Origin of the sequence: Thalassotalea eurytherma (assembly GCF_030161415.1) — a bacterium.
GTDB lineage: Bacteria > Pseudomonadota > Gammaproteobacteria > Enterobacterales > Alteromonadaceae > Thalassotalea_G > Thalassotalea_G eurytherma.
In genome coordinates this window covers 233,324-259,576 of the sequence record NZ_BSSU01000004.1, presented here as the reverse complement: position 1 = coordinate 259,576, position 26,253 = coordinate 233,324, and the positions used below count along the sequence as shown (strand labels likewise).

Below are 26,253 nucleotides of genomic sequence, written 5' to 3'. Positions count from 1 at the left end.
GCGTAGTAGAATCATGACCTCAAAACTTCAATCAGTACTCGACGAAATTGATGAAATTAATCGCCAAGACCAAAATCAAGAAATTGTTGAAGGTATAGCTCAACCTAAAGAATTTTTATATGGTCAACGTATGAGTGAATGCTTACTTACTTATTGGCCTGGCGCTAATGAGCTGTTACAAATTGCAGTGCGAGCTCAACATGTAAAGCGCTGGCATATTGCGCGTCAAGAATACCCTATGGGAAAAGCAGGTTATTATGCGTGGCGAACTGCTTTAGGCGTATTTCATGCTGAAACAGCCCACGAATTGATGTTAAGTAAAGGTTATAGTGAGCAGGAAGCAAATCAAACGGCAAGTATGCTTAAAAAGGAACGATTGAAATCAAACCCTGATGCGCAAACACTAGAAGACGTTGCATGTCTCGTTTTTCTTATGCATTACTTCGGTCCATTTGCTGAAAAGCATAGCGATGAAAAAATCATCTCTATTGTGCAAAAAACATGGAAAAAAATGTCGGACCAAGCAAAAGATATAGCCTTGTCATTGACATTGCCTCCGCACCTTGGCAAGTTAGTCGCCCAAGCATTAAGCTAAATTTAAGGTTACGTTGCTTGACTTGCTCAAGTGGCGTAATAAATATCCTTCACATAAATAGAAAATATCATGACAAACAAATCTCTTATAAAAGCAGTAGGGATTGCCGCTGGTTTATCTTTTGTACCAGCAAGTTTTGCTACTGTAGTCGACATCGAAACCACTCAAGGTACTATTCAAGTAAACCTGTTTGATCAATCAACGCCAAAAACAGTCGCTAACTTTTTAACGTATGTTAATGAGCAAAGCTATGTTGATACTGTGATTCACCGCAGTGTAGAGGATTTTGTTGTGCAAGGTGGTGGCTTCACTTTTGATGGTGAAACATTACAACCTATTGATGTGAATGGTACGGTAGACAACGAGCCTGAATGGTCAAATATTGAAGGCACGATTGCTATGGCGAAAGTTGCTGGTGACCCTGATAGTGCGACCAGTCAATGGTTTTTCAATGTAGGTAATAATAGCGCAAACTTAGACTTACAAAACGAAGGTTTTACCGTTTTTGGTCAAGTTGTTTCTGGTATGAACGTAGTTGAGCAAATTAATCAATTAGAGACTTGTGGTGATGTACCTATGGTTGACTTCTCTGATAGCGATTGCACATCTAACGTAACGCCAACAGATGCAAATCTTGTCAAAATTATTTCTATTACTGTGTCTGATAGCTCAACAGACACTGAAGATTCAGTCGACAAAGTACCAAATATCTTTGAACCGATAACGCCAACGCCAGATCCGGGTGGTGACGATTCGAGTTCAGGTGGTTCAATGCCATTGATGCTTATCGGTTTACTCGGTTTAATGCGTTTATTTAGAAAATAGCATTAACTTGCGCGGCAAACAGGGCATTGCTTGTTTGCCGTTACTTTAAATTCTTGCCACTGCTGAAATAGACCATCGAAAACCAAGAGTTGATGAGTTGGCACCTTTATCCCAATAATCACTTTAATACACATCAAGGCTTGTATAGAGCCAATGATACCGAGCACCGGACCAACAATACCTACTGTTTGACAATTTAATGCAGGCGCATGCTCTTTTGACGGGATCATACATTGATAACAACTTTGCGGTGTCGGTTCATCACTTTGCCGGTTTAATATAAAGCACTGACCATCAAAGCCTGTAGCAGCACCAGAAATCAGGGTTTTATTTTGGTTAAAACAGCACTTGTTTAAAATGAATCTACTATCAATATTGTCGGTACAGTCAATAACGACGTCTACGAGCGAGCAATAATAATCTGCTGTTTCTTCATCGAGCATTTCATCAATAATTTCGATATCTACATCAGGATTTTGTGCCGTTAATCGCTGTGCTACTATGTCTGCTTTATTGCTACCAACATCGTTAGGCGTAAATAATATTTGGCGTTGCAGGTTACTTTCATCAACAATATCGCCGTCAGCTAAAAATAGCTCACCCACACCCGCTGCAGACAAATACATGGCTACAGGGTTTCCTAAACCGCCTAAGCCAACCACTAACACCTTGGCGTTTCGTAACGCCAATTGCCCCTGCTCACCAACTTTGGCCAGCATTATTTGACGTTGATACTTCAATTGCTCTTGAGTGCTTAACACAGAAACTCCATCAAATTGTTTTTAACGCGCTAGCTTTAAATTGAATATAGACCTGTTGCTGGATATCAAGCTCTAAACTTAATAAAGAATAGAGGGAAATCGTAACGAAAAATCGTTGGTGTTGATAACTCACTTGCAGTTTAGCTTTGTTATGTAGCTTAACGATTTTATTGATAACAACAGGAATGACATTCATTAAAGACGTTGAAGAAGGGGGTGTCACACTAATACTAATGTCAGTTGACATGACATTGCAGCGAACCCGTGTTTTTTGGTGTTCCGCTATATAGTGACTTGGTAGATAAAGCTTTTGGTCATTAAATAACAGCAGCTCAGTAATACCAAAATCAGGCAGTGATTTATTAATAAGTAAATCTAAACTCGTTTGCTCCTTGATATCCCCTAAATCACTTAAGGCATAAATCACATCAGCAGTTTTACCAAAATGTGTCATTTTCCCATGTTCAATAACCATCATTTCATCGGTAAGTTGCTCAATTTCAGCAATTTGGTGAGAAATAAATAGCATAGAGATTTTATAGATTTTGTGTATTTCTCTAAGTAGGCCGATAAATTGTTTCCTACTGCCGGTATCTAATGCACTGAGTGGCTCATCTAATAGCAATAGTTTAGGCTCTGCCAGTATAGCTCTTGCTAAGGCTATACGTTGCTTCTCTCCGCCAGACAACGTATTGATATCTTTAGCAAGAAGGGGCTTGATGCCCATCGTTTCAACTAGGTTACTATAATGAATTTTCGAATTTTTACATCGTTTCTGCGCATATCGTAAATTCTGAGAGATACTTAAATGAGGAAATAAACGGGCCTCTTGAAAAACCATTGAGACAGGGCGATTCTCAGGACTGATTAATATATTTCCTGAAGATTGTAGCCATGGTTTATCATCAAATAGAATGCAGCCCTTTGTCGTTTGGTGAAAGCCGGCGATTGCCCGCAATAGGCTTGTTTTCCCTGCACCAGAACGACCATAAATTCCGGTAATCGCATTGCTATTTATTATTGTGTTGATGGTTAAGTTGAAGTCAGTGAGTTGGCATGAGATATCAATTGTTAGCATCACTATTTACCTCACACCGACAGCTTGTTGCGTTGGTTTTCGGTTTATAAAACCAACAAAGCTCAATAATGCAAAACAGCCGAATAACAAGCTTAACGCTAAGGTATGAGCTTGCTGATACTCAAAGGCTTCGACATGATCAAAAAGCGCTAACGATAATACGCGGGTTTCGCCAGGTATATTGCCACCTATCATTAATACAATGCCAAATTCGCCAATGGTATGGGCAAAGCCAAGTGTCGCTGCGGTAATGAAACTTGGTTTCGTCAGCGGCAGGACAATCGTAAAAAACTGATCTAATTTACTGGCATTGAGCATTGCACCAGCTTCCAATAATTCCGTCCCTAATTGCTCAAATGCACGTTGTAAAGGCTGAACAACAAAGGGTAACGAGTAAAACAACGAGCCAATTACAATTGCTGAAAAGCTAAAAGCGAGTTGGTGGCCGGTAAGTGATTGCCAAGTTTGTCCTAGATTACCGTTAGGCGCAAAGGCTATCAGTAAATAAAAGCCTATAACCGTAGGCGGTAGCACTAAAGGGAGCGTGATTACCGCTTCAATCAAGAATTTCGCTCTAGACTTTAGGTTGGCCAACCACCATGCAATAGGCGTGCAAATAATCAGTAAGATTAACGTGGTTATCGCTGCGAGTTTTAGGGTTAGCCAAAGGGCTGAAATATCTGGGTGGTCCATTAGCTGCGCTCCCTGTCATTTACTATTGGCTTAAATCCCCAATGGCTAAACTGATTTTGTACTTCTTGTGACAATATATACTGCTGAAACTCACGAGATAGTTGCACATTGCGTGATTGCTTTGGTATCACCATTTTCTGCAGTATCGGCGCGTAATAGCGTTGAGGGATCAACCAACCTGACTGACTATTAAGCGTTAGTTGGCCTAGTGAGACAATACCTAAAGCAACACTGCCCGATTGCAGTTGTTGATAGGTTTGAGCAACATTTTGCCCCGTTATTAAGGGTAATTTGTCTGTTAAGTTGAGCTTGCTAATCACTTGCTTTGCGGCAGTACCATAAGGAGCAGTTTTGGGGTTTGCTATGGCAAATTTACCAACGTAGTTTTCCAATAAACCTTGATTTAATGGCTTTAGCTCTTGACTAAATAATGCCAATTGCCCTTGCGTATAAGTATATAAACTATTGCTAATGACACGTTGGTTGTTGACTAACGTTTCTGGTCGCTTGCTATCAGCGCTTAAAAATAAATCAAATGGCGCACCATACATAATTTGCTGAAATAACGTGCCGGAAGATGCTGATATGAATTCTAGCTTGACCTGATGTTTGTCACTAAAAGCTGGGGCTACTTTCTCTAATACGGGAGTAAAGCTAGACGCGACAGCGATCCTTAATGTATTTGTCTGTCCAATACTCTGAAAAGAAATAACACTGAACACTAAGCAAGCTAAGCTTGGCCAGCATAATTGTTTTAATGAGGCACTAAAGCCTAGCATTTTTTTTGCATCCATGCGTTTACCATTTTGTTACTTGTTGCTCGTCACTTTTCCTTGCTTCAAGCCATTTCTCACCATTATCCGTTAACTCTTTTTTCCAAAAAGGGGCAGAGACTTTTAGATAATCAATAATAAACTCACAGGCTTCGAACGCATTTTTTCGATGTGCAGAGGTAACACCAATAAATACAATTTGCTCACCTATGAGTAAATCTCCTATTCGATGAATGACAGTGACATTGCCTAAATTCCATCGAGTTTTAGCTTGTTGGACAATATCCATTAATGCTTTTTGCGTCATTTCAGGGTAATGCTCAAGGTGCAAACCTTTTACATTTTGACCCAAATTATGATTACGCACTTTACCCACGAACGTCACTATGGCACCATCTGCGTCTGTATTATTAAGCAGCGTTTGATATTCGTGTGCTTGATCAAAGTCTTGTTGTTGAACTTTGATCATCGACTAGCCCCCAGTAACCGGCGGAAAAAATGCCACTTCATCACCAGCTTTTACCAAATGATCACTTTGCACCATTTCATGGTTAACTGCCATCAATAGACTGTTTGACGCTAATGGTGCTTGCCAGTCAGGTTTGTTAGCAATGAGTACCTGTTTCACATCAGCTATTGTAGTAATAGACTCATTATGTGGAATTGACAAGCCATCACAATTTAATGTTTCGCGCAATGCAGCAAAAAATTTCACGTTGATCTCATTACTCATGTCACTGCCTCATTGCTTGCTTTTTGCCAATCACCCGATTTACCGCCAGATTTTGCTAAAACTTCAATACCGCCAATTCGCATGTGTTTATCAACGGCTTTACACATATCATAGAGCGTTAAGCAGGCAACGGAACACGCTGTCAACGCCTCCATTTCAACACCTGTTTGTCCTGATAATTTGCAAAGCGTTTCAACATACACACGGCTTTCTGTTTCATTAATTGAAAAGTCGACATTAACCTTGGTTAGCATTAAAGGGTGGCACAAAGGAATTAAGTCACTGCATTTTTTAGCTGCTTGAATACCGGCAATACGAGCAACGGCGAAAACGTCACCTTTTTTATGTTCACCTTGCTTAATTAACGCTAATGCGTTTGCAGACATTTCAATATAACCAATAGCGCGAGCTTGACGTGATGTTACCGTTTTATCTGTAACATCAACCATATTGGCTTGGCCTTTATCATTTAAATGGGTGAGTTGCTCAGACATCATTAGCCTCTCGATTGGCATTTTTCTGCAAGGTTTAAATGGGGGACAAAATTACATGGGCGATGTGACGCATCGATTTGTTCTTTTATAATTTTATCCCACGCTGTTTTGCAAGCATTGGTTGAGCCAGGAACACAGAATATCACCGTGTGATTTGCCATGCCGGCAAATGCTCTTGATTGAATGGTTGACGTGCCAATCTCACCTAATGACACGTGTCGAAATGTTTCGCCAAAGCCTTCTACTTGTTTATCAAATAACACCGTCAATGCTTCAGGTGTGTTATCTCTATCGGTAAAGCCAGTGCCACCTGTAGAGACAATTACATCAATATCATTATCTGCAATCCATTGAGAAACGATGGCGCGTAATTGATAAATATCATCTTTTACAATGTGCTTGGCTGTAATGTTGTGCCCAGATTCAAGGGCGCGGTCTACCAATGTTTGTCCTGAAGTGTCTGTCTCTTCAGTACGTGTATCAGAAACCGTTAGTACGGCAACGTTTAAGGCTTGAAAAGGCGTTGGCGTTTTGCTCATGTTAACTTACTCGTGATTTAAATTGTTGTTGTGCTTGCTGCCACTGTGTGGGCGTATTGCAATTAAATAGCTGATGCGAATCACTAGGGGGTAAACTTATTTCCTGGTGGGGTACTTGTTTAAGCATTGCTTTTATAGACAATCCTTGATCTTTTTTTAAGCTATCTTCGCGAACTTGTCCTTTGTCTAAAGAAAGTTTGTTGAAAAATATTTCCGTATAGGCATTGCGTGGTAAATAAAGAGGTAAAAAGTGCTCAGAGAAATAACATGCTTGCTGAGTCAACTCACCATGTTTTATTAATTTTTGGAGGAAGGTATCTGTTAATAAAGGCAAATCAACCGGTAAAAATAGATAACCGTTAACTTTCGTTTTGCGCTCAAATACGGTTGCTATACCGCCTAAAGGTCCTAGGTTTGGGAATTGATCAACAATTTGCGCGCCACTATTTTCGCTGTCTTTAAAATTAAGACTTTCGACAACCTGGCTAACACCTGCAGCATGTAATTGCGCTTTGCTATATTCCAGCATTGTTTGATTAGAGTTTAACGGTGTTAAATTCGCTTTATTTTGTCCCATTCTACTGGATAATCCACCCGCCAACACGACACCTAAACACGCTTGCATATCAATCATCCTAATTAACCGCCTAACATTGATAAATGAGACGTCGCACCCGTTAACCTATCATGTAAAAAGTGCGTTGCTTTTTTATCATGGATAAGGGTTGATACTGCTTGAACTAATTCTTGTGGATCATCTTGTTGTAAATATTCTCGCAAAGACAACCCATGTTCGGCAAATAAGCATAAATGTAACTTACCGAGTGAGCTGATACGTAATCGATTGCATGAAGAACAAAAGTCTTTGCTATAAGGCATGATTAAACCAATACTTCCTTGGTATTCAGGGTGGCAATATTCTATCGCAGGGCCAGCACTCTTATCTCGAATCACGGGGACCCAACCACGCTCAAATAATTGATTTTGTATCGTTGTACCGCTGACATGTTGTTTTTCAAAATATGCTTTGTTGTCGCCTGTTTCCATCAGTTCGATAAATCTTACAGAAACTGGTGTTTCTTTTACCCAATCAAAGAAATAGTCGAGTTGCTTTTTATGGTATTGCTTAAGTAAGACCGCATTTACTTTGACTTTAGCACGCCCATCGGCAAGGCATAAATCAATACCTTTTAATATTTCACCCAGCTTATTTGAGCCGGTGATTAAATTAAACTGCTCTGGAATTAAACTGTCCATACTGATGTTTAATGCCGTTAGGCCGGCATCTAACCATTGCTGGTATTGTGAGGTTAATTTGAAACCATTGGTTGTTAAGGCGACAGTTTTTATCTTTGGCGTTTGAGAAACACATTCGATAATTTCAGGTAAATCTTTTCTCAGTGAAGGCTCGCCACCTGTAATGCGGACTTTCTCAGTACCCATAAGAGAAAATGCATTAACCGTGCGCTTTATTTCAGGTAAAGATAGGAATTGACGATCAGTGTCACACTGATAACCATCAGGTAAGCAGTATTCACAACGGAAGTTGCAAACATCGGTAATGGACAACCGAAGGTAATAAAACCTGCGGCCAAAGTCATCTGTTAACATGTCACCTTTCCAAATGTCGGGAGGCTAAACCGTTTCCAGTGTAACCCTGGTAGCAAGTTATGATTATCATAACTATTAACTACGGCGATAACAGCGTATCAATATTGCGTAACGTAGCTGTTAAGGCTCGGCGAATTCATAAACTAATACTAGGGTATTTATTGAGATAACTCAACTTGACCGCTTTGATCCTCAACAAGTTTTCCGTAAGATAGATAATTATTTCTTTCAAAGAGTTAGCCATGAGTAACGATTGTTTTTCCCTGCAGCAATTTTTAAGTGTTGAAGAGGCTATTAACAACATATTAAAAAATGTTGAGGTTATTCAAGAAACTGAACTAGTTGCGATCGATAATGCCTTAGATCGCGTATTAAGTGTCGATGTGGTAAGCCCTGTCGCGGTGCCCCCTCATGACAATTCAGCCATGGACGGTTATGCATTGAATGTTGAAAAGTTCAATGCAGATAAACCACTTAAACTTATTGGTAGAGCTATGGCAGGCAAACCTTTTGAAGGCGTTTGTCGTGAAAATGAGTGTGTAAGAATCATGACTGGTGGGGTTGTTCCTAACAGTTGCGACAGTGTTGTAATGCAAGAACATTGTCTTGTTGATGGCGATAATATTCGTATTGAAAAAACCATTAAACAGGGGCAAAACATTCGCCGCCGTGGTGAAGATATCCAGCCTGGGCAAGTTATCCTTGAAAAAGGTAAGCGTATATCAGCTATCGATATTGCCTTATTTGCATCTGTTGGTATTGGTGAAATCGAAGTAAAACGAAAAATTAAGGTTGCGTTAATTGCTACCGGTGATGAGCTGAAAACCGTGACTGAATCGTTGTCTACAGGCGATATTTATGAGTCAAATGGCTACTTTCTTAAGCATATGTTGGCGAAAATTAATGCTGACGTTATTGATTATGGTATTATCGCCGACGATTTTGAGCTAATAAAACAAACATTTATTGATGCAGATAGCAGAGCAGATTTGGTGATATCAAGCGGCGGTGTATCGGTGGGCGATGCCGATTATACAAAACTTGTACTAGATGATTTGGGAAAAGTGGGCTTTTGGAAAATAGCCATGAAACCAGGTAAACCGCTTGCGTTTGGTTTACTGCCTAGTTCCATCTTTTTTGGTTTACCAGGCAACCCCGTATCAGCGGCTGTAACTTTTTATCAAATTGCCTTGCATGGCATCAACGCAATTGCCGGCGCTAATCCGATAAAAAGAATGAGATTTAGTGCTCAAACGCTAACGGATATTAGAAAAGCACCAGGAAGAATGGATTTTCAACGTGGAGTTTATTCTATCAATGAGCAAGGTGAAATCAGTGTTATGTCTACAGGCGTGCAGGGCTCAGGTGTCTTGTCCAGTATCGGCAAAGCAAATTGTTTTATTATCTTAGATAAAGAGCAGGGGAGTATCACAGCAGGACAAACGGTCATAATCGAGCCGTTTGATGCCTTGCTCGGTGGCTAGCAAATAATAATTAAAACATAGAGTATTGGACACGATATGAAAGATGAATCAGAACTATCTTCATCAGTATTAGCGGGACGCTATAAACGGTTACAGCAATTCATTTGGCTAGCGCAGTTTGTGATCATGATGGTGATCGCAAGTAATTATGTTGCTGGCGTTGATGTCTTAGAAACTCCTATATTACTTGCTGCGTTTGTCATTAATTTTGTGAGCTTAACCTGCCTATATTTAAAGAAGTTCACCCTATCTTCAGCCATTTTATTGGTTAATTGTGCCTTTGTATTAACTGCATTAATGTCGGTTAATAATGGCTTACGTGATAGCGCCGTTATCGGTTTGCCAGGCTTAGTTGTTTTTGCCGCTATTGTTGGCTCTTCTCGTTTGTTCTATTGCATACTTTTATATTTAGTTTGCTTTGTTATTGGTCTTGGTTATTACGATATTGAGATGGGATATCCTCGCAATATCGCGCCAATTAACTGGAGTGTTGTTGCCGATATCATCGTTATATTGTTAGTGATTGGTTTTGCTATCAAACAGCTTGTTAACGAATTAAAAAAACAAACGAATAGGCTAACCTACGAGAGCCAACAGGCAAGCAAAAGCCATAAAGAAATTGAATTAATAGCACATCATGATGCGTTAACTGGCTTACCAAACAGATATTTAGCGGAAGATCGCTTTCAACAGTCGCTTGCCCATGTGACCAGAAGTGGTGAAGTCGTAGGTTTGTTATTTATCGACTTAGATCATTTTAAACCGGTTAATGACAATTTAGGTCATGATATTGGTGATGCTTTATTAAAAGAGGTTGCGCAGCGAATTAGTGACGTTGTGCGTAAACGTGATTCTGTGTGCCGCATAGGCGGTGATGAGTTTGTCGTGATTATTGAGGCTAATAATCACCAAAGTGCGGTTGGCGATATCGCTAATAAAATCCTCGAAACCGTCAACTTACCTTTTTATATATCATCTCATCGTATCGATATTTCAGCATCTATTGGTGTTGCACTATCGCCAAATGACGGTGAAGACTTTCATGATTTGACTAAAAAAGCTGACTTAGCTATGTACAAGTCTAAAGCGTTAGGTAGAAATGCTTGTAGCTTCTTTGATGAAGAGCTTAACCAAGAACTCGCACTGAAAAGCAAGTTAATTGAGCAGTTACGAGAAACCATTTTTAAAAAATCACTCAACTTAAATTTTCAGCCAGTTATTGATCTGAAGCGTGACAAAGTAGTGGCAAATGAAGCCTTGGTAAGGTGGAACAATGGCGTGGAATTATGGATTTCACCTGAGGTTTTTATTCCACTTGCTGAAGACAACGGCATGATTTACGAAATTGGCAAACGTGTGCTCAAAGAAGCTTGTCTTCAGTGTGCTGTTTGGCGAAAAAGTGGTTATGGCAATTTGTCTGTTTCAGTGAATATTTCTAATCATCAATTGCGTGACAATCAGCTTGAAACTATTGTTCTCGAATCCCTTACCCAAGCCAATTTGCCACCTGAAGCGCTCACCTTAGAAATAAAAGAATCTGCCTTAATTAGCAAGTATAACCAAGTAGAACGCCAGATAAAGTCTATGCGCAAACTTGGTGTGAAATTTTGTATTGATGATTATGGTTTAGGTCATTCTAACTTGGTGGAGCTATACGAACTTGGTATTGACCAAATAAAATTAGATCGTCAATTACTAAAAGACATGGAAGATAATCGTTACCAACAAAAATTGTTAGATGGTTTATTAGCTTTTGCCGCTCATTTGTCTATCGAAGTCATCGCAAAAGGGATTGAAAACGATGAGTTTATTGAAACCTTGAGAAAGAAATCTTGTTCTTTTGGCCAAGGCTTTTTATTAGGTGAGCCAATGTCACCTAGTGAGTTAGATATCTACTTAGAAAGGGCCTATCAATAGCTGATTGACCCTTTAATGTTTTTACATTGCTCAATAAAGTTAAGTGTTAAATGTTGATATGAGCAATAAACGGCGGTAACTTTATGTTGTTAAATAGTACACTAACGACGAATGCCTATTTTTAAGCTTTGCCTTTAAACGAGGCATTTATGCCTCCTTTGGTTCAAAGTGAACAACAGCTCATGGTGCTATGGATTTAATTGTTTGAACTATATGTTTTTGCTGGTGCTCCCAGTGATTTTTTATTTGGTTATTTCCTGCAGTTCATATAAAAAATCATGTAGAACTTTTGCTGTAGAAAAGGTTTTTTAGGTATTTTTTGCTATATTCTTTTGCTGGTTATCTCTATTAATATATTTAATTTTGTCGCCCATACATAGTGAAGCTATCAAACTAAGTAAAACGAGTTACGTATATATAACGATATAATAAGCTAATTATTTGATAGGACAGTCATCGCCACACTTCACAATGATAGTCAGCTAGTGATAATGGCTTTAAAAAACAAGGGAATTTAGGTGCATTTAGTCATTACTGAGAAAGAAGTGATTTTAACTAAGCAGAATTACCAATCGTTACGAGAAATTCAAAATGATTTTTATGACTTCGTTACGTCGCTTGGATCGTGGTCACCTGAAGAAGTTATTGATTATCTTGAAATTGAGTATCCAAATCTTTCACCATCTGCAAGAGCACAAGTTAATGACCTTATTGAGTCAGGGCACTTTGAGGCGCAGTTAACGGGAGTTTAAATTAGAGGGATCTAATCAGTGAGTTAACAAGTTACCTAGCAAGCGCAAAAGTTAGGCGCTTCATATTTTCAAACCTTCCTATCAAACATTTATATTGTGAGTTACTCCCTATCGTAACTAACTGAATACGTTAAAGACCCTTTTGCCGAGGTTTATTCGAATGTCTTCAAAATACCCAAGTAATTAACTGTTGTTATCTTTTAATCAATTTTTAATTGTGCTACTGTTGATTTATACAGCTTAATAAGCAAGAAAATGGTTTGAATAAGAGGAATTCTAATGGCAGTTGAAACTCGTTACGTAGTGATTCGCCAAAACGCGGAGGTAAAAACGTTTATGGATAAGAAGGCGGCAGATGAATATGACAAAATGCTTGATATGGCAGATAACCTCACTGAAATATTTGCCAAATCGCCAGTAGAATTATCTGAAGACGTGACTGAAGAGTTAAGCATTTATTTAGCGTCACATCGAGAAGAGCTATTGATCGCTTTGCAGGCTAAAAAGCCTAAAGTGACAAAACCTAAGCCGGTTAAAAAGGTTGCAGAGAAGCCTGAGCAGCAAGCTGAAGATAAAAAAGACGTCGCTTAACAGATTATCAACTAGCACGTAGTGATCTCTTATCAACTAGCGCGCAGCGCTAAGCGTAAAACGCTTGCTATTACTGTTAAAGACGGGCAAGTGTTTGTGCGTGCCCCGGTTTATGTCTGTCAGTCAAAAATAGACCAGTTTTTGCTTGAGAAGTCCCATTGGATTGGTCGTAAATTAAAGCAAAGCGTGAACAATACCCTTGCTAAGCAAAATGCGTTTTGCGAAGACGAAGGTATATTGTTTGCTGGTCAAACTCATACACTTAACTATCAGTCTCAACAAAAAGCTCCAGTTATTGCTACTGGCGATTACCTCCATGTTTTGGTTAATCAAAGTGTTAGCGATGAACACAGTCCCACATTGGTAAAAAATGCGTTATTGACTTACTTCAATCAAATCATTAGTGAAAAGTTAGCGCTACGACTTCCTTATTGGATCGCAAAAACTCAATTAACGCCAGTTACCTATAAAATTAGATATTATAAGTCTCGTTGGGGTAGCTGTAATTCCAAGCAGCAGTTAACCTTTAATTCACTCTTAGCAATGATGCCCGATGACGTTATCGATTACATTATTGTTCATGAACTTTGCCACCTTCAACATATGAATCATTCTGCTGACTTCTGGCAGCTAGTTGCTCAATTCATGCCAAATTATGATGTTCAAAAAGATTGGATTAAACGTCATAAAATCGGCTTGTCTGTCTTTAACTGATTACAAATTGTTACGCTAGGTAAAAACAAACAACAGTTTACTATTTAACCAAAAGTTAAAATGGCTTCATTGATAACTTTGGAGCTTACAATATGAAACTGTCTTCTGATAATTTAAAAATGATTAGTATTTACCTAACATCGGCAATTATTTCTATTGTTATGTTTCAAGTGGTTATTGCTTAACCACTTTCAATAGTTTATCTATGTTATTGATATACTTTCAGTAATACAATCTTGTAAATCCTATGTAAATTTTTTGTTTAAAAAGCTGGTCATTTAAGTTAAATTAATGGCAAAGAACAAAAATAACAATAAAAGGATTTCCCACAATGAGCTCGTCAGTTCTTATATGTGATGACTCTAACCTTGCCCGTAAACAAGTACTTCGTTCACTTCCTGAACAATGGCAAGTCGATATTAAAACAGCATCGAATGGCCGAGAAGCCCTTACCTTGTTACGAGATAATAGCGTAGACGTGCTATTTCTTGATTTAACCATGCCCGATATTGATGGCGTTGGTGTTTTACAGGGAATCCAAAAACTTAATTTAGATACCGCAGTCTTTGTTATTTCAGCTGATATTCAGCCGGAAATGCAGAACAAAGTGATGCTACTAGGAGCGAAAGCGTTTTTAAGGAAGCCGGTAAATGCAGAGGTACTGACCTCAAATTTACAACAACATGGATATATATGAGTGCGTTCAATTTAAATGAAGATCAGCAAGATTGTTTGCAGGAGTTGATCAATGTTGCAATGGGGCAAGCGAGTGATCAGCTTGCTCGTTACTTAGACACTTTTGTTGATTTAAGAGTGCCAAGTATTGAGCAGGTAGACGCCAGCTCTTTGTCGATCACGTTAAACGATAAAACATTAGCTTCTGCGATTGTTAGCCAAGGCTTTTTTGGCTATGAAGGTATTCGCGGCGAAGCTTTATTGGTTTACCAATCTCAAGACTCTTTACAAATAGCTGATTTACTAGGGTATGAACCTGGTGAGTTAAGTGAAGAAGAGCAGCTTATTGATATAAGCTCAATATTAACAACAACATTTTTAAATGTGTTTGCCTCTCAAATAGACAATCAAATGTCTTACAGTGCGCCCCGTTTGTTGTCTGCTTCTCAAAACCCTTTGGTAGAACATGTCGAAAATCTTTTATTTCATTGGGATTTGGCGTTAAAAGTGAAAATTACCTATCGCGTAACAGACTTCTCGTTTAACTGCGATATGATTTTACTTATTCCTGAATCTGCAATTAGTAACATTAAATCGGTGCTAGATCGCATCTTGGAAGAATTCTAATGACGTTAAGTTTCTGTGAAAAAGTAACTAACCAGCTTAATTCAGGTGTTATTGTTTTAGATTTAGATTATCGCATTGTTTTTTGGAATAACTTTTTGGCGATCCACGCTAACAAACAATTTAAAGATGTGTGTGATTTGTCTGTTTACGATGTGTTCCCTGAATTGCCTAAGCGTTGGTTTGAACGTAAGCTTAACGGTGTTAAACAACTTAATTCTCCTTCGTTTTGTTCTTGGGAACAACGTCATCATTTATTTGAGTTGCCTCATACACGACCAATTACTACCGATAGCCATTATATGGCGCAAAATGTCACCTTTACTCCAATAGAAGATAAAGGTCAGCTGACACATATCTGTATATTAATAGAAGATGTTACCGACGTTTGTCATTACCAAACTATGTTAAGAAAAACATTAGATGATTTGGCAATGGCAAATAGAATCGATGGTCTAACGCAAGTATACAACCGTAAGCATTGGGAAGAGTGTTTAGCGCAAGAGTTTGCTCGTGCACGACGATACGATGCAGATTTAGCATTAATTATGTTTGACTTAGATCACTTCAAACGCATAAATGATAACTACGGACATCAGTGTGGCGATATGGTGCTAATTGAAACCGCTAAAGTTATTGAAGAGCTTATTCGAATTTCGGATACCTTTGGTCGCTATGGTGGTGAAGAGTTTGCTGTCATTTTGCCAGAGACCGGCATTGCTGGTGCGCTAGATGTTGCAGAAAAAATTCGTCAACGTATTGAAGATATCGCTTTGTTATTTAATGAAGAGCCAATCAATGTGACGACAAGCATTGGCGTTGCTACGATAGGCGATGATGATTTTCGTTATGAAGATTTAATTGCTCATGCAGACCAAGCCTTATACGAAGCAAAAGCACTGGGTAGAAACCAAGTTGCAGTCAACAAAACTTTGATTGCCTGCGTGTAATTTTTCACATCATATTACATTTCTAAAACGTAAATATCTTATAACTATTTTTTTAAATTAAAGTATTGACTCTAAGCTTTTTCTCAGGCAGTTTAAAGTCATGCGTATACTTAATAGCCTAATTACCACGACCACGATTACCATCCTCATTATTGAGCAGATGGTCATTGGCTGACGCGTAAAAAATATATTTTTATAAAGCCCGTGACCTCAAAAGTTACGGGCTTTTTTGTTTTAAAAAGGGGAAGAAAATGCGAGTGCTGAAATTTGGTGGTTCATCGTTAGCCAATGCCGAACGATTTTTGGATGTCGCCCAAATTATTACCACTAAGAGTCAATCTGACGCTATTGCTGTGGTAGTATCAGCGCCACAAGGTATCACCAATCATCTTGTGCATTTAGCGAATAACATTGGCGAAAAACAAGCTATTGAAGATGGTTTAACAAAATTTCAGCAAGCGTCTACTCATATTACAACAGCACTTAGTGAAAAAGTCGCTGGTTTTGATGGTGCTAAAGTACAAGCGCATGTCAGTGATTTAGTCGGTCAGCTTGATCGTTTCCTCGAAGGTGCACACCTGCTTGCATATTGCCCAGAGCACATCAACGCACGTATTATCAGTTTAGGCGAGCGTGTAAGTGTTTCTTTGCTAGATGGCGTATTGAGCGCGCAAGGTCAACAAGTTAGCGTTATCGCCCCTGAAAAATTTCTTTACACTAACAGTGAATCATTAGATGCCGTTGCGAATTTAGCTAAGAGCAAAGAGCAATATGGCAAACATTACGGTGAGCTAGCCGGTATTGGATTAATGCCTGGTTTTATTGGTACAAGTGTTGATGGTCAATTAACGACATTAGGTCGCAATGGTTCTGATTATTCTGCTGCTGTTTTAGCGGTATGTGCTCAAGCGGATGCTTGCGAAATTTGGACAGACGTTAGTGGCGTTTACAATGCTGATCCTCGTTCTATTCCTACAGCCACTGTTCTTGACTATCTGTCGTATCAAGAGGCGATGGAACTTTCTTATTTTGGAGCGAAAGTATTACACCCTAAAACGATAGGGCCATTAGCGCAAAACCATATCGAGTGTTACATCAAAAATACGTCAAATCCTGAAGCGAAAGGTACGTTGATAGGTAATGAACGTTCAAAGGGTGAGTCTGTTAAAGCAATATCAAACCTTGATGATTTAACTATGGTTAATGTTTCAGGTCCGGGTATGAAGGGCATGGTTGGTATGGCTAGCCGTATTTTTGAAGCAATGAGCCATGCCAATATTTCAACGGTGATGATTTCTCAATCTTCAAGTGAATATTGCATTAGTTTTTGTGTCCATACTAAAGATGCAAAGCGCGCTAAAAAGAGTTTACATCAGGCCTTTGAGTTAGAACTATTTAACGGCCTACTTGAACCCATCAAGTTGCAAAACAATCTATCAATTGTTTCACTAATCGGTGATGGCATGCAACAACAACAAGGTGTTGCTGCTAAGCTATTTAGTTCTTTAGCACAAGCTAGGGTTAACGTTATCGCGATTGCTCAAGACTCTTCTGAGCGCAGCATCTCTGTGGTCATTGAAGGCAGAAAAGCAACAGATGCCATTAAAGTTTGCCATCAAAATTTCTTTTCTCACCACCAATCAATCGATGTGTTCTTAGTGGGGTGCGGTGTAGTTGGTAGTGAACTTATTGAGCAAATGGCGCGTCAACAAAAAGCACTTGCTAAGCAAAATATTGATTTAACGGTATACGGCATTGCTAACTCAAAAGGTATGCTCGTAAAAAGTGGCGGTATTGACTTATCGCAATGGCAACAGTCGTTAAACGATGACAGCGGTCGGATTCCCCTGCAAGTTTCAGACATTAAAGATTTTGTTCGAGCTAATCATTTAATCAACCCCGTGTTAGTTGATTGTACATCAAATGAAGACTTAGCGATGAGCTATGTTGAATACTTAGAGCAAGGTTTTCATGTGGTAACACCTAACAAGAAGGCGAATACCGACTCTTGGCAATACTATCAAGCGCTAAGAAATGCTGCGCAAAATACAAAACGTCGTTTTCTGTATGAAACTACGGTAGGTGCAGGTTTACCAGTAATTGATACGTTACAAAACTTATTTAGAGCAGGTGATGAACTGCATCAATTTCAAGGTATATTGTCAGGCTCATTGTCTTATATTTTTGGTAAATTAGATGAAGGGATGTCAATCTCTCAAGCAACAGCTATCGCGAAAGAAAACGGTTTCACCGAACCAGATCCTCGTGACGATTTAAGTGGTATGGACGTCGCCCGTAAGCTGTTAATTTTAGCCCGTGAAGCGGGGTTGCAATTAGAGTTAAGTGATATTGATATTGAACCTGTTTTGCCAAGTGACTTTGACGCTAACGGTTCGGTTAGTGAGTTTATGACAAACTTAACAAAAATCGATGATTATTATGTTGAAAAAGTCGCACAAGCAAAAGCAGAAGGTAAAGTATTACGTTACATTGGCAATATTGTTGATGGCCAATGTAAAGTGACTATTGAAGCCGTCAATGGCACACACCCGCTCAATGCAATTAAAGACGGTGAAAATGCATTAGCAATTCATAGCCGTTATTACCAACCAATTCCGTTTGTCTTGAGAGGTTATGGTGCGGGCGCTGCGGTTACCGCGGCAGGTGTTTTCGGTGATTTATTAAGAACGTTAGCGTGGGAGCAAGTAAGCTAATGAAATATAACGTTTTCGCTCCAGCATCGATTGGAAATCTGAGTATTGGTTTCGATGTGCTTGGCATGGCAGTACAGCCAATTGATGGCACATTACTTGGCGATGTGGTCTCTATTGAAAGTGCAGAGACAAACCATTTATCAATTGTTGGTGATTTTGCTGACAAGTTGCCGAGTGATCCTCAGCAAAATATTGTTTGGCATTGCTTAGTCTTATTTCATCAATATATGCAGACGAATGATTTGGCATTTGAACCGGTAAAATTGACGCTAGATAAAAAGATGCCGGTTGGTAGTGGTTTAGGTTCCAGTGCGTGTTCGGTTGTAGCTGCTTTGGTTGCTTTAAACACATTTTATCAAGCGCCTTTTGATGAACAACAGTTGTTAAAAATGATGGGTGAAATGGAAGCCCAAATTAGTGGTAGTTTACATTACGACAATGTTGCGCCTTGTTATTTAGGTGGTTTGCAACTGATGTTGCCGCAAACGCAAAAGGTCACAACAACGCTACCAAGTTTTAATGATCACTATTACATCATGGCGTATCCAGGCATTGAAGTGTCTACCAAGGCAGCTAGAGATGTGCTACCTGACAGTTACACCAGAGCACAAGCAATCGAGTATGGCCAAACATTAGCGTCATTTGTTGATGCTTGTTATCGCCAAGATGCACAACAAGCTTTCTCTACGTTTGAAGATGTAATCGCTGAACCTTACCGCAAACACTTATTACCGGGCTTTGATGAAGCAAGACAATACTTGCTAGCGCAAGGTGGTCTTGCGGTTGGCATTTCAGGCTCTGGGCCTACTTTATTTTGTGTTTGTGAAAATGAACAAACAGCGAATGAACTTGCTTGTTGGTTAAAAGAGAATTACTTAAAAACGTCACTGGGCTTTGTCCATGTCTGCGAAGCAGACACCCATGGTGCACGGATCTTAGATTAAGGGAACGATTTGAAATACTATAATTTAAAAGATAATACTGAGCAGGTGAGCTTTGCTCAGGCAGTAAAACAAGGTCTAGGGCGAGAGCAGGGATTATTTTTTCCTGAGGAAATCCCAAGTTTTGATAATATTGACGCGCTCCTAGATATGGATTTAGTTGAACGTAGTGTTGAAGTATTGGCACCATTTGTAGAGGGAGACCTGTCAAAAGAAGCGCTTTATGATGTGATTAATAGTGCGTTTGATTTTCCAGCTAAAGTGAACAAAGTGCGCGAAGATGTTGCTTCATTGGAGTTGTATCATGGCCCGACATTAGCGTTTAAAGATTTCGGTGCTCGTTTTATGGCGCAGTGTTTGTCACGATTTACTGATGGTGAAAAAATTACCATTTTAACAGCTACTTCAGGCGATACCGGCGCAGCAGTTGCGCACGCGTTTCATGGTATAGAGAATATCGATGTTGTGATTTTATACCCTAAAGGAAAGATCAGCCTTCTTCAGGAAAAGATGTTCACTACCTTAGGTGGAAATATTCGCACAATTGCGATTGATGGTTCATTCGATGATTGTCAGGCGTTAGTCAAGCAAGCGTTTGATGATAGAGAACTAGCCAAAACGATAGGTTTAAACTCGGCTAACTCAATTAATATTAGTCGTTTATTAGCGCAAATTTGTTATTACTTTGAAGCGTTGTCACAATTGAAAAAATCAGGTGAAACGTCGAAGGTTGTACTATCAGTACCAAGCGGTAACTTTGGTAATTTAACCGCCGCGATGTTAGCTAAAGCATTAGGGCTACCTATTGAACGATTTGTCGCGGCAACCAATGCAAACGACACCGTGCCGCGTTATTTGCAATCAGGTCAATGGCAGCCTAATGACACGGTTGCTACGATTTCCAATGCAATGGATGTTTCAAACCCAAATAACTGGCCTCGTATTGAGTATATGCTTGAGTCGAATATTATCGATAAACAGCTATTGTCATCTAAAACGATTGATGAAGAACAAACTCAATCAGCGGTGATTGCATTAAATCAACAAGGCTATTTGAGTGAACCACATGGCGCTATAGCGTATAAAGCAATGTTAAGTGATTTAAAAGCAGATGAGCTTGGCCTGTTTTTAGGAACGGCTCACCCAGCTAAATTTAAGGAAGTGGTAGAAAGTATCTTAGGTGTGCCTTTAGCATTGCCAAAAGAACTTGCCGATTGTGCGAGTGAACAAATTCTCTCAATTGATATGTCGGCTGATTTTGCTCAGTTAAGCGCGTTTCTTTTAGGCGAATAAGTGAATAAGGAGCATGGTAAGCTATTACCTTGCTCCTTTTAACTTCATGCGATGCTAATCGTTAAAATAGATGATCATTTCTGCTGCACTGCAATGGCAGTCAAAACCACATAAAATACAGCGGTAGCCATTTTTGCTGTCTTCATGCCATTTATCTGGGTGCTCTTGCACTAACTCACCGCCACATTTGGTAAAGTACTTAACTGCACTGTTACCCGGGCTTTGCATCCATAAATGACTAACACCGGATTTTGCACCTTGTGTTTTAAGCGCATTAATTGAATCTTTCAGCAATTGAGAACCAATGCCATAGCCTCGATAGTTTTCATCTACCGTATTACATTTGAAATAACTAACCAATGCGGGCTCTACTTGCCATTTGCTCGGTGTAGACCATTGGTCAATATCCCATTGCTCTGGACTATAGGTTATGCGAAAGCCTACTAATTTATTGCCATCGTAGGCGACGTAATTAGCATTAATGTTATTCTTTAGCCCTTTTTCAAACCATTGTTTTATATTCTGTTGATTCAAATAGCCATCGCCGTGGACATGATTCCCTAAAGCGATAATTTGCTCAAAATCTTCAGCCGACATTTCTCGATAAATAATTTCTTTTTTTGTCACCACAGAAACAACCTAGATGCGAATTCATTAAAAACGTGGCATAGTTTGCCATTATTTTTTGGGCATTTCATGATTTTTACCGTGAAAGCCTAGTTGAACATCGCAATTTTAAGTAGTAGTGAGCCCATATGTACGATCCTCTTCATCATTATTCTCCTGGCACCAACGAACCCTATCCAACAAGTTATTGGGCTGATGTGTCCGGTCAAGCGCCACAAGATGATGGCATCTTAACCAAAGATATTGATGTTGATGTTTGCATTATTGGTGCTGGCTACACAGGCTTATCAACTGCACTTCACCTGGCAACAGAGCATGGAATTAAAGCAACGGTTGTTGAAGCGAATAAAACCGCCTGGGGTTGCAGCGGCAGAAATGCTGGATTCATTCTTAAAACATCAGGCCGTAAGTCATTTTCACAAATGAAAGCCCAGTGGGGTGAAGAGGTCATGCGCGGTATTTATAGTGAAATGCAAGAAGGTGTTGAAACCGTTAATCACTTGATTAGTCAGGGTATTGACTGTGATCGTCAACCTAATGGCTATATAAAGGTCGCCCATAAAGCGAATAAGATGAAAGAGTTAACCGATCTAGCAAATTTGCAACGAGAGATGTTCGGTTATGATGTACAAGTGTTATCACGTCAAGAATTGCACAGCCAATACATGGCAGACCAAAATGCTCATGGTGCAATTCGTTATCAAGATGGTTTTGGTTTAAACCCGTTAAAACTTGCTTGGGGTTATCAAGAACTCGCCAGAAAAGCAGGCGTTACAATACATACCGGTACACCTGTAGAAGATTGGCAGGAAGAAAATAATCGCCAAGTATTAACGACACCGATGGCAAAAATCACAGCGTCTAAGGTTGTTATCGCAACTAATGGCTATACGCCTAAAAATTTTCATTCGTTGGTTGCGGGTCGTACCTTACCAGTACTGTCTCAAATTATTGTTACGGAGCCTTTAACACAACAGCAGATCGATGCGTGCAATCTGATTAGCTCTAATGTTGTTATGGATACAAGAGCGTTAAAATATTACTACCGAAAGCTGCCTGATAATCGTTTGTTATTCGGTGGAAGAGGCGCTATTAGTGGTAAAGACGCTCAAGATCCATACTATGCTAATCGGTTATTATCGGTGTTAAAAACAAGCTTTCCTGCGCTTGCTAACATTAACTACCAATATGCGTGGGCTGGTTGGATTTCCGTGGCTTTAGATGATCTGCCTCACATCTATCAAAATGATAATAAAAACGTCTTTTACTCGATGGGATATTGTGGTGCTGGCGTGTCATTTTCAGTACAAGCAGGCAAAAGGCTTGCTCAAAAGGTAGCTGAACAATCAGTTCCTAATTTACCTTTATATCAAAAGCACTTACCTAAATTTCCATTTGCGCCATTTCGTCGTGTTGGCCAGTGGGGGTATTTCCACTATGGTCAAATCAAAGATACTTATTTTTAGTTGACTCAACCATTGCGTGACTATTTAACAACGTTAGTCGCGATACCTTGTTGAAAGTCGATTATATTTTTTCCTAGCAGTGCAACTAATCGTTGTTGCGCTTCAATACTTGCCCACGCCATATGTGCGGTGATCGTGATATTGGTTAACGACTTATCAAGTAAAGGGTGATCTGCTTGCGGTGGTTCTTGTTCGAGTACATCTACCACCGCATGTGCAATCTCATTAGCTGTTAGCGCTTTAGCTAAATCTACACTATTTACTACGCCTCCTCGGGCTGTGTTGATAAATAAACAATGTGACTGCATTTTACTAAAAGCTGCTCGGTTAAAGAGCTCTGTGGTTGCTTTTGTTTGAGGACAGTGAACGCTAATGATATCTGAGCTAGTAAGCATTTCTTGATAGCTGACACGATTAGCTCGAATAGCGGTTTTGTTAGCGTGTTCTGAAATAAGTACCGTCATCCCAAATGCCTTAGCTAGCTGCTCAACTGCGCGTCCTAATGTACCGTAACCATATATGCCGAGCGTTTTCCCTGCTAGTTCAATCATTGAGTCGCCATGAACGCAAAACGTCGGGCTATTTTGCCAGGTACTATTTTGTGTTACTTGGTTATGAGCGGGCAGGCGACAATAATAGTTTAATATTTGCGCTAGTACATACTGACTTAATGATTGACTTGCATAACCACTCACATTCGTTACGACAATACCTAATGCTTTTGCCGCGTCTAAATCAACATTATTAGTGCCAGTTGCGCTAACACATATTAGTTTAAGATTAGGTAGCTGTTTTAGTAACGCCGCCGAGAGCATAACTTTGTTGGTGATGATAATCTCGGCACCTATGGCACGTTCAATAACTTCAAGTGGCTTGGTTAACGGGTAGGTTTTTAGTGAGCCAACGGCCTGTTCAATATCATTAAAAGAGATGCTTGAATGAAAGGTTTGTGCATCGAGAAATACAGCTTGCATATTGCATTATTTATACGAGTAAAGATGTCGATAGTGTCGCTTGCTTCATTAAACTTGTAAAGCACGCAAGTTATCGGTTTTTACAACTTTATGATTGACCGTAAAGTTACCGGTTGTGTATGGTGGTAGGGATAAAAAATCTCATCAAAGCATTAGCTAAAATAACAATTAATAGAGAATCTTATGAAATTTAATAAGCTTTTTAGTGCGATGATCTTGTCAGGTGCCTTAGTCGCCTGCAGTGAAAGCACAACAAAAAATGAAACGGTTGAACAGCCTGCCGTAAAAGCTGAAACTGCTCAGGAATCAGCGCCTACCTTAGCCGCTGATGTGCAAGCAGCAAAAGACTTACTTCTAGCAGAATGGACAGGTCCATTTGAAGGCGTACCTGCTTTTGACAAAGTCGAACTTAAAGGGTTAATTCCTGCATTAGAAGAAGCAATGGCAATGCAGTTAACGGAAATTGACGCGATTGCAAATAACGAAGCCGCGGCAACGTTTGAAAATACGATTGTTGCGATGGAGCGTTCAGGCGCAGAACTAGACCGCTTATTCACTTACTGGGGTATTTGGAGCGCAAACCGTTCAAGTGCAGAGTTTCGTGCTATTCAGCAAGAAATGGCGCCAAAGTTATCAACTTTCTTCTCTAAAATTAACCAAAACGCGAAACTATTTGAACGTATTTCAGCGGTTTATAAAGGAGAAGGTTTTGATGAGTTACGCAAAGATCAACAGCGCGTGACTTGGTTAACCTATAATTCATTTGCACAAAATGGTGCAACGCTTAATGAAGAAGACAAGAAGCGTTATGCAGATATAAACCAGCGTTTAGCTCAGCTACATACGAAATTTTCAAACAATGTATTAGCTGATGAAGAAAACTATGTCTTGTTTTTGGAAGAGTCTCAATTAAGTGGTTTACCTGATTCAGTGAAAGCGGCTGCAGCAGGTGCTGCGACATCAAAAGGGGAAGAAGGTAAGTATGCAATTACCAATACTCGCTCTTCTATGGACCCGTTCTTAACTTACTCTGATGATCGTGAACTACGCAAAAAAGTATGGGAAACCTATTACAACCGTGGCGACAATGGCGATGAGTTTGATAACAACGCTATTATCAAAGAAATTTTAACACTACGTCATGAACGTGTTGGGTTATTAGGTTACAAAAACTATGCTGCTTGGCGTTTAGAAGATCGTATGGCGAAAACGCCTGAAAATGCGATGAACTTGATGGAGCAAGTGTGGCCTGCAGCGATTGCCCGTGTTGATGAAGAAGTTGCTGATATGCTTGCTCTTGGTAAAGAGTTACATGGCATTGAAAAAATTGAGCCTTGGGATTACCGCTATTACGCTGAGAAAGTGCGTAAGCAGAAATATGATCTTGATTCAGATGAAGTGAAACAATATCTACAGTTAGACAAATTACGTGAAGCAATGTTTTATGTTGCAGGTCGTTTATTTAACTTTGATTTTAAGCCTGTAGAGAAAGGCTCGGTTCCTGTTTTTCACGAAGATGTCAGTGTTTGGGAAGTTACCGATAAAACATCGGGTGAGCATATTGGATTATGGTACTTAGATCCGTTTTCTCGCACAGGTAAGCGTTCAGGTGCATGGGCAACAACATACCGAAGCTTCACAACCTTTGATGGTAAAACAAATGTCTTATCGTCAAACAACTCGAACTTTGTTAAAGGTGCGGCCGGCGAACCAACATTAATTTCATGGGATGATGCAGAAACCTATTTCCACGAATTTGGTCACGCACTTCACTTTTTAGCCTCTAATGTTGCTTACCCAACATTAAATGGCGGTGTTCGTGATTACACTGAATTCCAATCTCAATTACTAGAACGTTGGTTAACGACTGATGAAGTCATTGATCAATACCTTGTTCACTACAAAACTGGCGAACGTATTCCTGCTGAGTTGGTAGCGAAAATCAAAAAAGCTTCAACGTTTAATGAAGGTTTTAAAACGACTGAGTACTTAGCATCAGCATTAATTGATATGAAGCTGCATACCACAGATCCAGCAAATATTGATCCTGACTCGTTTGAGCGCGACACTTTGAAAGGTATGGACATGCCGGATTCAATTGTGATGCGTCACAGAACACCACATTTTGGTCACGTGTTCTCTGGTGAAGGTTATTCGGCAGCATACTACGGCTATATGTGGGCTGAAGTGTTGACGTCTGATGCCGCTGAAGCATTCAAAGAAGCACCTGGTGGCTTTTACGATAAAGAAGTTGCAGCTAAGCTCGTTGAACACTTATTTAGTGTGAGAAACGCTGTTGATCCAGCTGAAGCTTACCGCGCTTTTAGAGGTCGAGACGCTAAAGTTGATGCATTGATGCGTGATCGCGGCTTTCCGCTTCCAAAAAAATAAGCAGTTAAGCCTACAATAGTAAAAAGGAGCCAATTGGC

At 39.6% G+C, this 26,253-nt stretch carries 27 protein-coding genes and 1 riboswitch; of the genes, 15 read left to right on the top strand and 12 right to left on the bottom strand.

Annotated elements, in window-relative coordinates; genetic code table 11:
• Positions 1-13 precede the first annotated feature (13 nt).
• The gene (locus tag QQK02_RS05170; RefSeq protein ID WP_284206896.1) at positions 14-595 is read left to right on the top strand and encodes a DUF4202 domain-containing protein; all 582 of its coding nucleotides are present in this window, start codon (positions 14-16) and stop codon (positions 593-595) included.
• Between the two features lie 69 nt (positions 596-664).
• Positions 665-1,420 (top strand): peptidylprolyl isomerase, encoded by a 756-nt coding sequence (locus QQK02_RS05165; protein ID WP_284206895.1) that lies wholly within the window; start codon positions 665-667, stop codon positions 1,418-1,420.
• A gap of 2 nt (positions 1,421-1,422) precedes the next feature.
• On the opposite strand, the gene QQK02_RS05160 is transcribed toward QQK02_RS05165, so the two are convergent.
• The 10 genes from QQK02_RS05160 to moaA form a co-directional block, all read right to left on the bottom strand.
• Positions 1,423-2,181, bottom strand: coding sequence for a HesA/MoeB/ThiF family protein (locus QQK02_RS05160; RefSeq protein ID WP_284206894.1), 759 nt, complete (start codon positions 2,179-2,181; stop codon positions 1,423-1,425).
• 10 nt (positions 2,182-2,191) lie between these two features.
• Positions 2,192-3,259 carry a molybdenum ABC transporter ATP-binding protein gene (gene modC, locus QQK02_RS05155; protein ID WP_284206893.1) on the bottom strand — a complete coding sequence of 356 codons (1,068 nt, stop codon included), beginning with the start codon at positions 3,257-3,259 and terminating at the stop codon, positions 2,192-2,194.
• A gap of 6 nt (positions 3,260-3,265) precedes the next feature.
• Entirely contained in the window at positions 3,266-3,952 is a 687-nt protein-coding gene (gene modB / locus QQK02_RS05150) for a molybdate ABC transporter permease subunit (RefSeq protein WP_284206892.1), read from the bottom strand.
• The gene (gene modA / locus QQK02_RS05145; RefSeq protein WP_284206891.1) at positions 3,952-4,746 is read right to left on the bottom strand and encodes a molybdate ABC transporter substrate-binding protein; all 795 of its coding nucleotides are present in this window, start codon (positions 4,744-4,746) and stop codon (positions 3,952-3,954) included. The genes modB and modA overlap by 1 nt, the downstream gene beginning before the upstream one ends.
• Before the next feature lie 4 nt (positions 4,747-4,750).
• Positions 4,751-5,194 carry a molybdopterin synthase catalytic subunit MoaE gene (gene moaE, locus QQK02_RS05140; protein WP_284206890.1) on the bottom strand — a complete coding sequence of 148 codons (444 nt, stop codon included), beginning with the start codon at positions 5,192-5,194 and terminating at the stop codon, positions 4,751-4,753.
• A 3-nt stretch (positions 5,195-5,197) separates the two neighbouring features.
• Positions 5,198-5,458 (bottom strand): molybdopterin converting factor subunit 1, encoded by a 261-nt coding sequence (gene moaD / locus QQK02_RS05135; protein WP_284206889.1) that lies wholly within the window; start codon positions 5,456-5,458, stop codon positions 5,198-5,200.
• On the bottom strand, positions 5,455-5,955 hold the full coding sequence (gene moaC / locus QQK02_RS05130) for a cyclic pyranopterin monophosphate synthase MoaC (protein ID WP_407705012.1): 501 nt from the start codon (positions 5,953-5,955) through the stop codon (positions 5,455-5,457). The genes moaD and moaC overlap by 4 nt, the downstream gene beginning before the upstream one ends.
• Positions 5,955-6,491, bottom strand: a complete 537-nt coding sequence (gene moaB, locus QQK02_RS05125) for a molybdenum cofactor biosynthesis protein B (RefSeq protein WP_284206888.1) — start codon at positions 6,489-6,491, stop codon at positions 5,955-5,957. The genes moaC and moaB overlap by 1 nt, the downstream gene beginning before the upstream one ends.
• A 1-nt stretch (position 6,492) precedes the next feature.
• Positions 6,493-7,116: a molybdenum cofactor guanylyltransferase gene (locus tag QQK02_RS05120; RefSeq protein ID WP_284206887.1), complete on the bottom strand. Its 624-nt coding sequence runs from the start codon at positions 7,114-7,116 to the stop codon at positions 6,493-6,495.
• A 14-nt stretch (positions 7,117-7,130) separates the two neighbouring features.
• Complete coding sequence (gene moaA / locus QQK02_RS05115; protein ID WP_284206886.1) at positions 7,131-8,102, bottom strand: GTP 3',8-cyclase MoaA; 972 nt, start codon at positions 8,100-8,102, stop codon at positions 7,131-7,133.
• Positions 8,089-8,247: riboswitch (molybdenum cofactor riboswitch) on the bottom strand. (Overlaps the previous gene by 14 nt.)
• Positions 8,248-8,344: 97 nt before the next feature.
• Between moaA and moeA the strand changes: the two genes are divergently transcribed.
• The 11 genes from moeA (at position 8,345) to thrC (ending at position 20,757) form a co-directional block, all read left to right on the top strand.
• Entirely contained in the window at positions 8,345-9,586 is a 1,242-nt protein-coding gene (gene moeA / locus QQK02_RS05110; RefSeq protein WP_284206885.1) for a molybdopterin molybdotransferase MoeA, read from the top strand.
• 36 nt (positions 9,587-9,622) lie between these two features.
• A complete protein-coding gene (locus tag QQK02_RS05105) occupies positions 9,623-11,503 on the top strand; it encodes a putative bifunctional diguanylate cyclase/phosphodiesterase (RefSeq protein ID WP_284206884.1) in 1,881 nt (626 codons plus the stop codon).
• A 518-nt stretch (positions 11,504-12,021) separates the two neighbouring features.
• Positions 12,022-12,255 carry a hypothetical protein gene (locus QQK02_RS05100; RefSeq protein WP_284206882.1) on the top strand — a complete coding sequence of 78 codons (234 nt, stop codon included), beginning with the start codon at positions 12,022-12,024 and terminating at the stop codon, positions 12,253-12,255.
• Between the two features lie 279 nt (positions 12,256-12,534).
• Complete coding sequence (locus QQK02_RS05095; protein ID WP_284206881.1) at positions 12,535-12,846, top strand: YebG family protein; 312 nt, start codon at positions 12,535-12,537, stop codon at positions 12,844-12,846.
• Between the two features lie 21 nt (positions 12,847-12,867).
• Complete coding sequence (locus tag QQK02_RS05090; protein WP_284206880.1) at positions 12,868-13,560, top strand: M48 family metallopeptidase; 693 nt, start codon at positions 12,868-12,870, stop codon at positions 13,558-13,560.
• Positions 13,561-13,891: 331 nt separating this feature from the next.
• Positions 13,892-14,257, top strand: coding sequence for a response regulator (locus QQK02_RS05085; RefSeq protein ID WP_284206879.1), 366 nt, complete (start codon positions 13,892-13,894; stop codon positions 14,255-14,257).
• A complete protein-coding gene (locus tag QQK02_RS05080) occupies positions 14,254-14,862 on the top strand; it encodes a chemotaxis protein (RefSeq protein WP_284206878.1) in 609 nt (202 codons plus the stop codon). Before QQK02_RS05085 ends, QQK02_RS05080 begins: the two co-directional genes overlap by 4 nt.
• Positions 14,862-15,809: a GGDEF domain-containing protein gene (locus QQK02_RS05075; RefSeq protein ID WP_284206877.1), complete on the top strand. Its 948-nt coding sequence runs from the start codon at positions 14,862-14,864 to the stop codon at positions 15,807-15,809. The genes QQK02_RS05080 and QQK02_RS05075 overlap by 1 nt, the downstream gene beginning before the upstream one ends.
• 251 nt (positions 15,810-16,060) lie before the next feature.
• Entirely contained in the window at positions 16,061-18,523 is a 2,463-nt protein-coding gene (gene thrA, locus QQK02_RS05070; RefSeq protein ID WP_284206876.1) for a bifunctional aspartate kinase/homoserine dehydrogenase I, read from the top strand.
• Positions 18,523-19,467: a homoserine kinase gene (gene thrB / locus QQK02_RS05065; protein ID WP_284206875.1), complete on the top strand. Its 945-nt coding sequence runs from the start codon at positions 18,523-18,525 to the stop codon at positions 19,465-19,467. Before thrA ends, thrB begins: the two co-directional genes overlap by 1 nt.
• 9 nt (positions 19,468-19,476) lie before the next feature.
• Complete coding sequence (thrC, locus tag QQK02_RS05060) at positions 19,477-20,757, top strand: threonine synthase (protein ID WP_284206874.1); 1,281 nt, start codon at positions 19,477-19,479, stop codon at positions 20,755-20,757.
• 54 nt (positions 20,758-20,811) lie between these two features.
• Here the strand turns inward: thrC and QQK02_RS05055 are convergent, their stop codons facing one another.
• Positions 20,812-21,387, bottom strand: a complete 576-nt coding sequence (locus QQK02_RS05055) for a GNAT family N-acetyltransferase (RefSeq protein WP_322790593.1) — start codon at positions 21,385-21,387, stop codon at positions 20,812-20,814.
• Positions 21,388-21,512: 125 nt separating this feature from the next.
• Between QQK02_RS05055 and QQK02_RS05050 the strand changes: the two genes are divergently transcribed.
• Positions 21,513-22,850, top strand: coding sequence for an NAD(P)/FAD-dependent oxidoreductase (locus QQK02_RS05050; protein WP_284206873.1), 1,338 nt, complete (start codon positions 21,513-21,515; stop codon positions 22,848-22,850).
• 20 nt (positions 22,851-22,870) lie between these two features.
• On the opposite strand, the gene QQK02_RS05045 is transcribed toward QQK02_RS05050, so the two are convergent.
• Positions 22,871-23,824, bottom strand: a complete 954-nt coding sequence (locus QQK02_RS05045; RefSeq protein WP_284206872.1) for a D-2-hydroxyacid dehydrogenase — start codon at positions 23,822-23,824, stop codon at positions 22,871-22,873.
• Between the two features lie 183 nt (positions 23,825-24,007).
• Between QQK02_RS05045 and QQK02_RS05040 the strand changes: the two genes are divergently transcribed.
• Positions 24,008-26,215, top strand: coding sequence for a M3 family metallopeptidase (locus tag QQK02_RS05040; protein ID WP_284206871.1), 2,208 nt, complete (start codon positions 24,008-24,010; stop codon positions 26,213-26,215).
• The last annotated feature ends 38 nt before the right edge of the window (positions 26,216-26,253 follow it).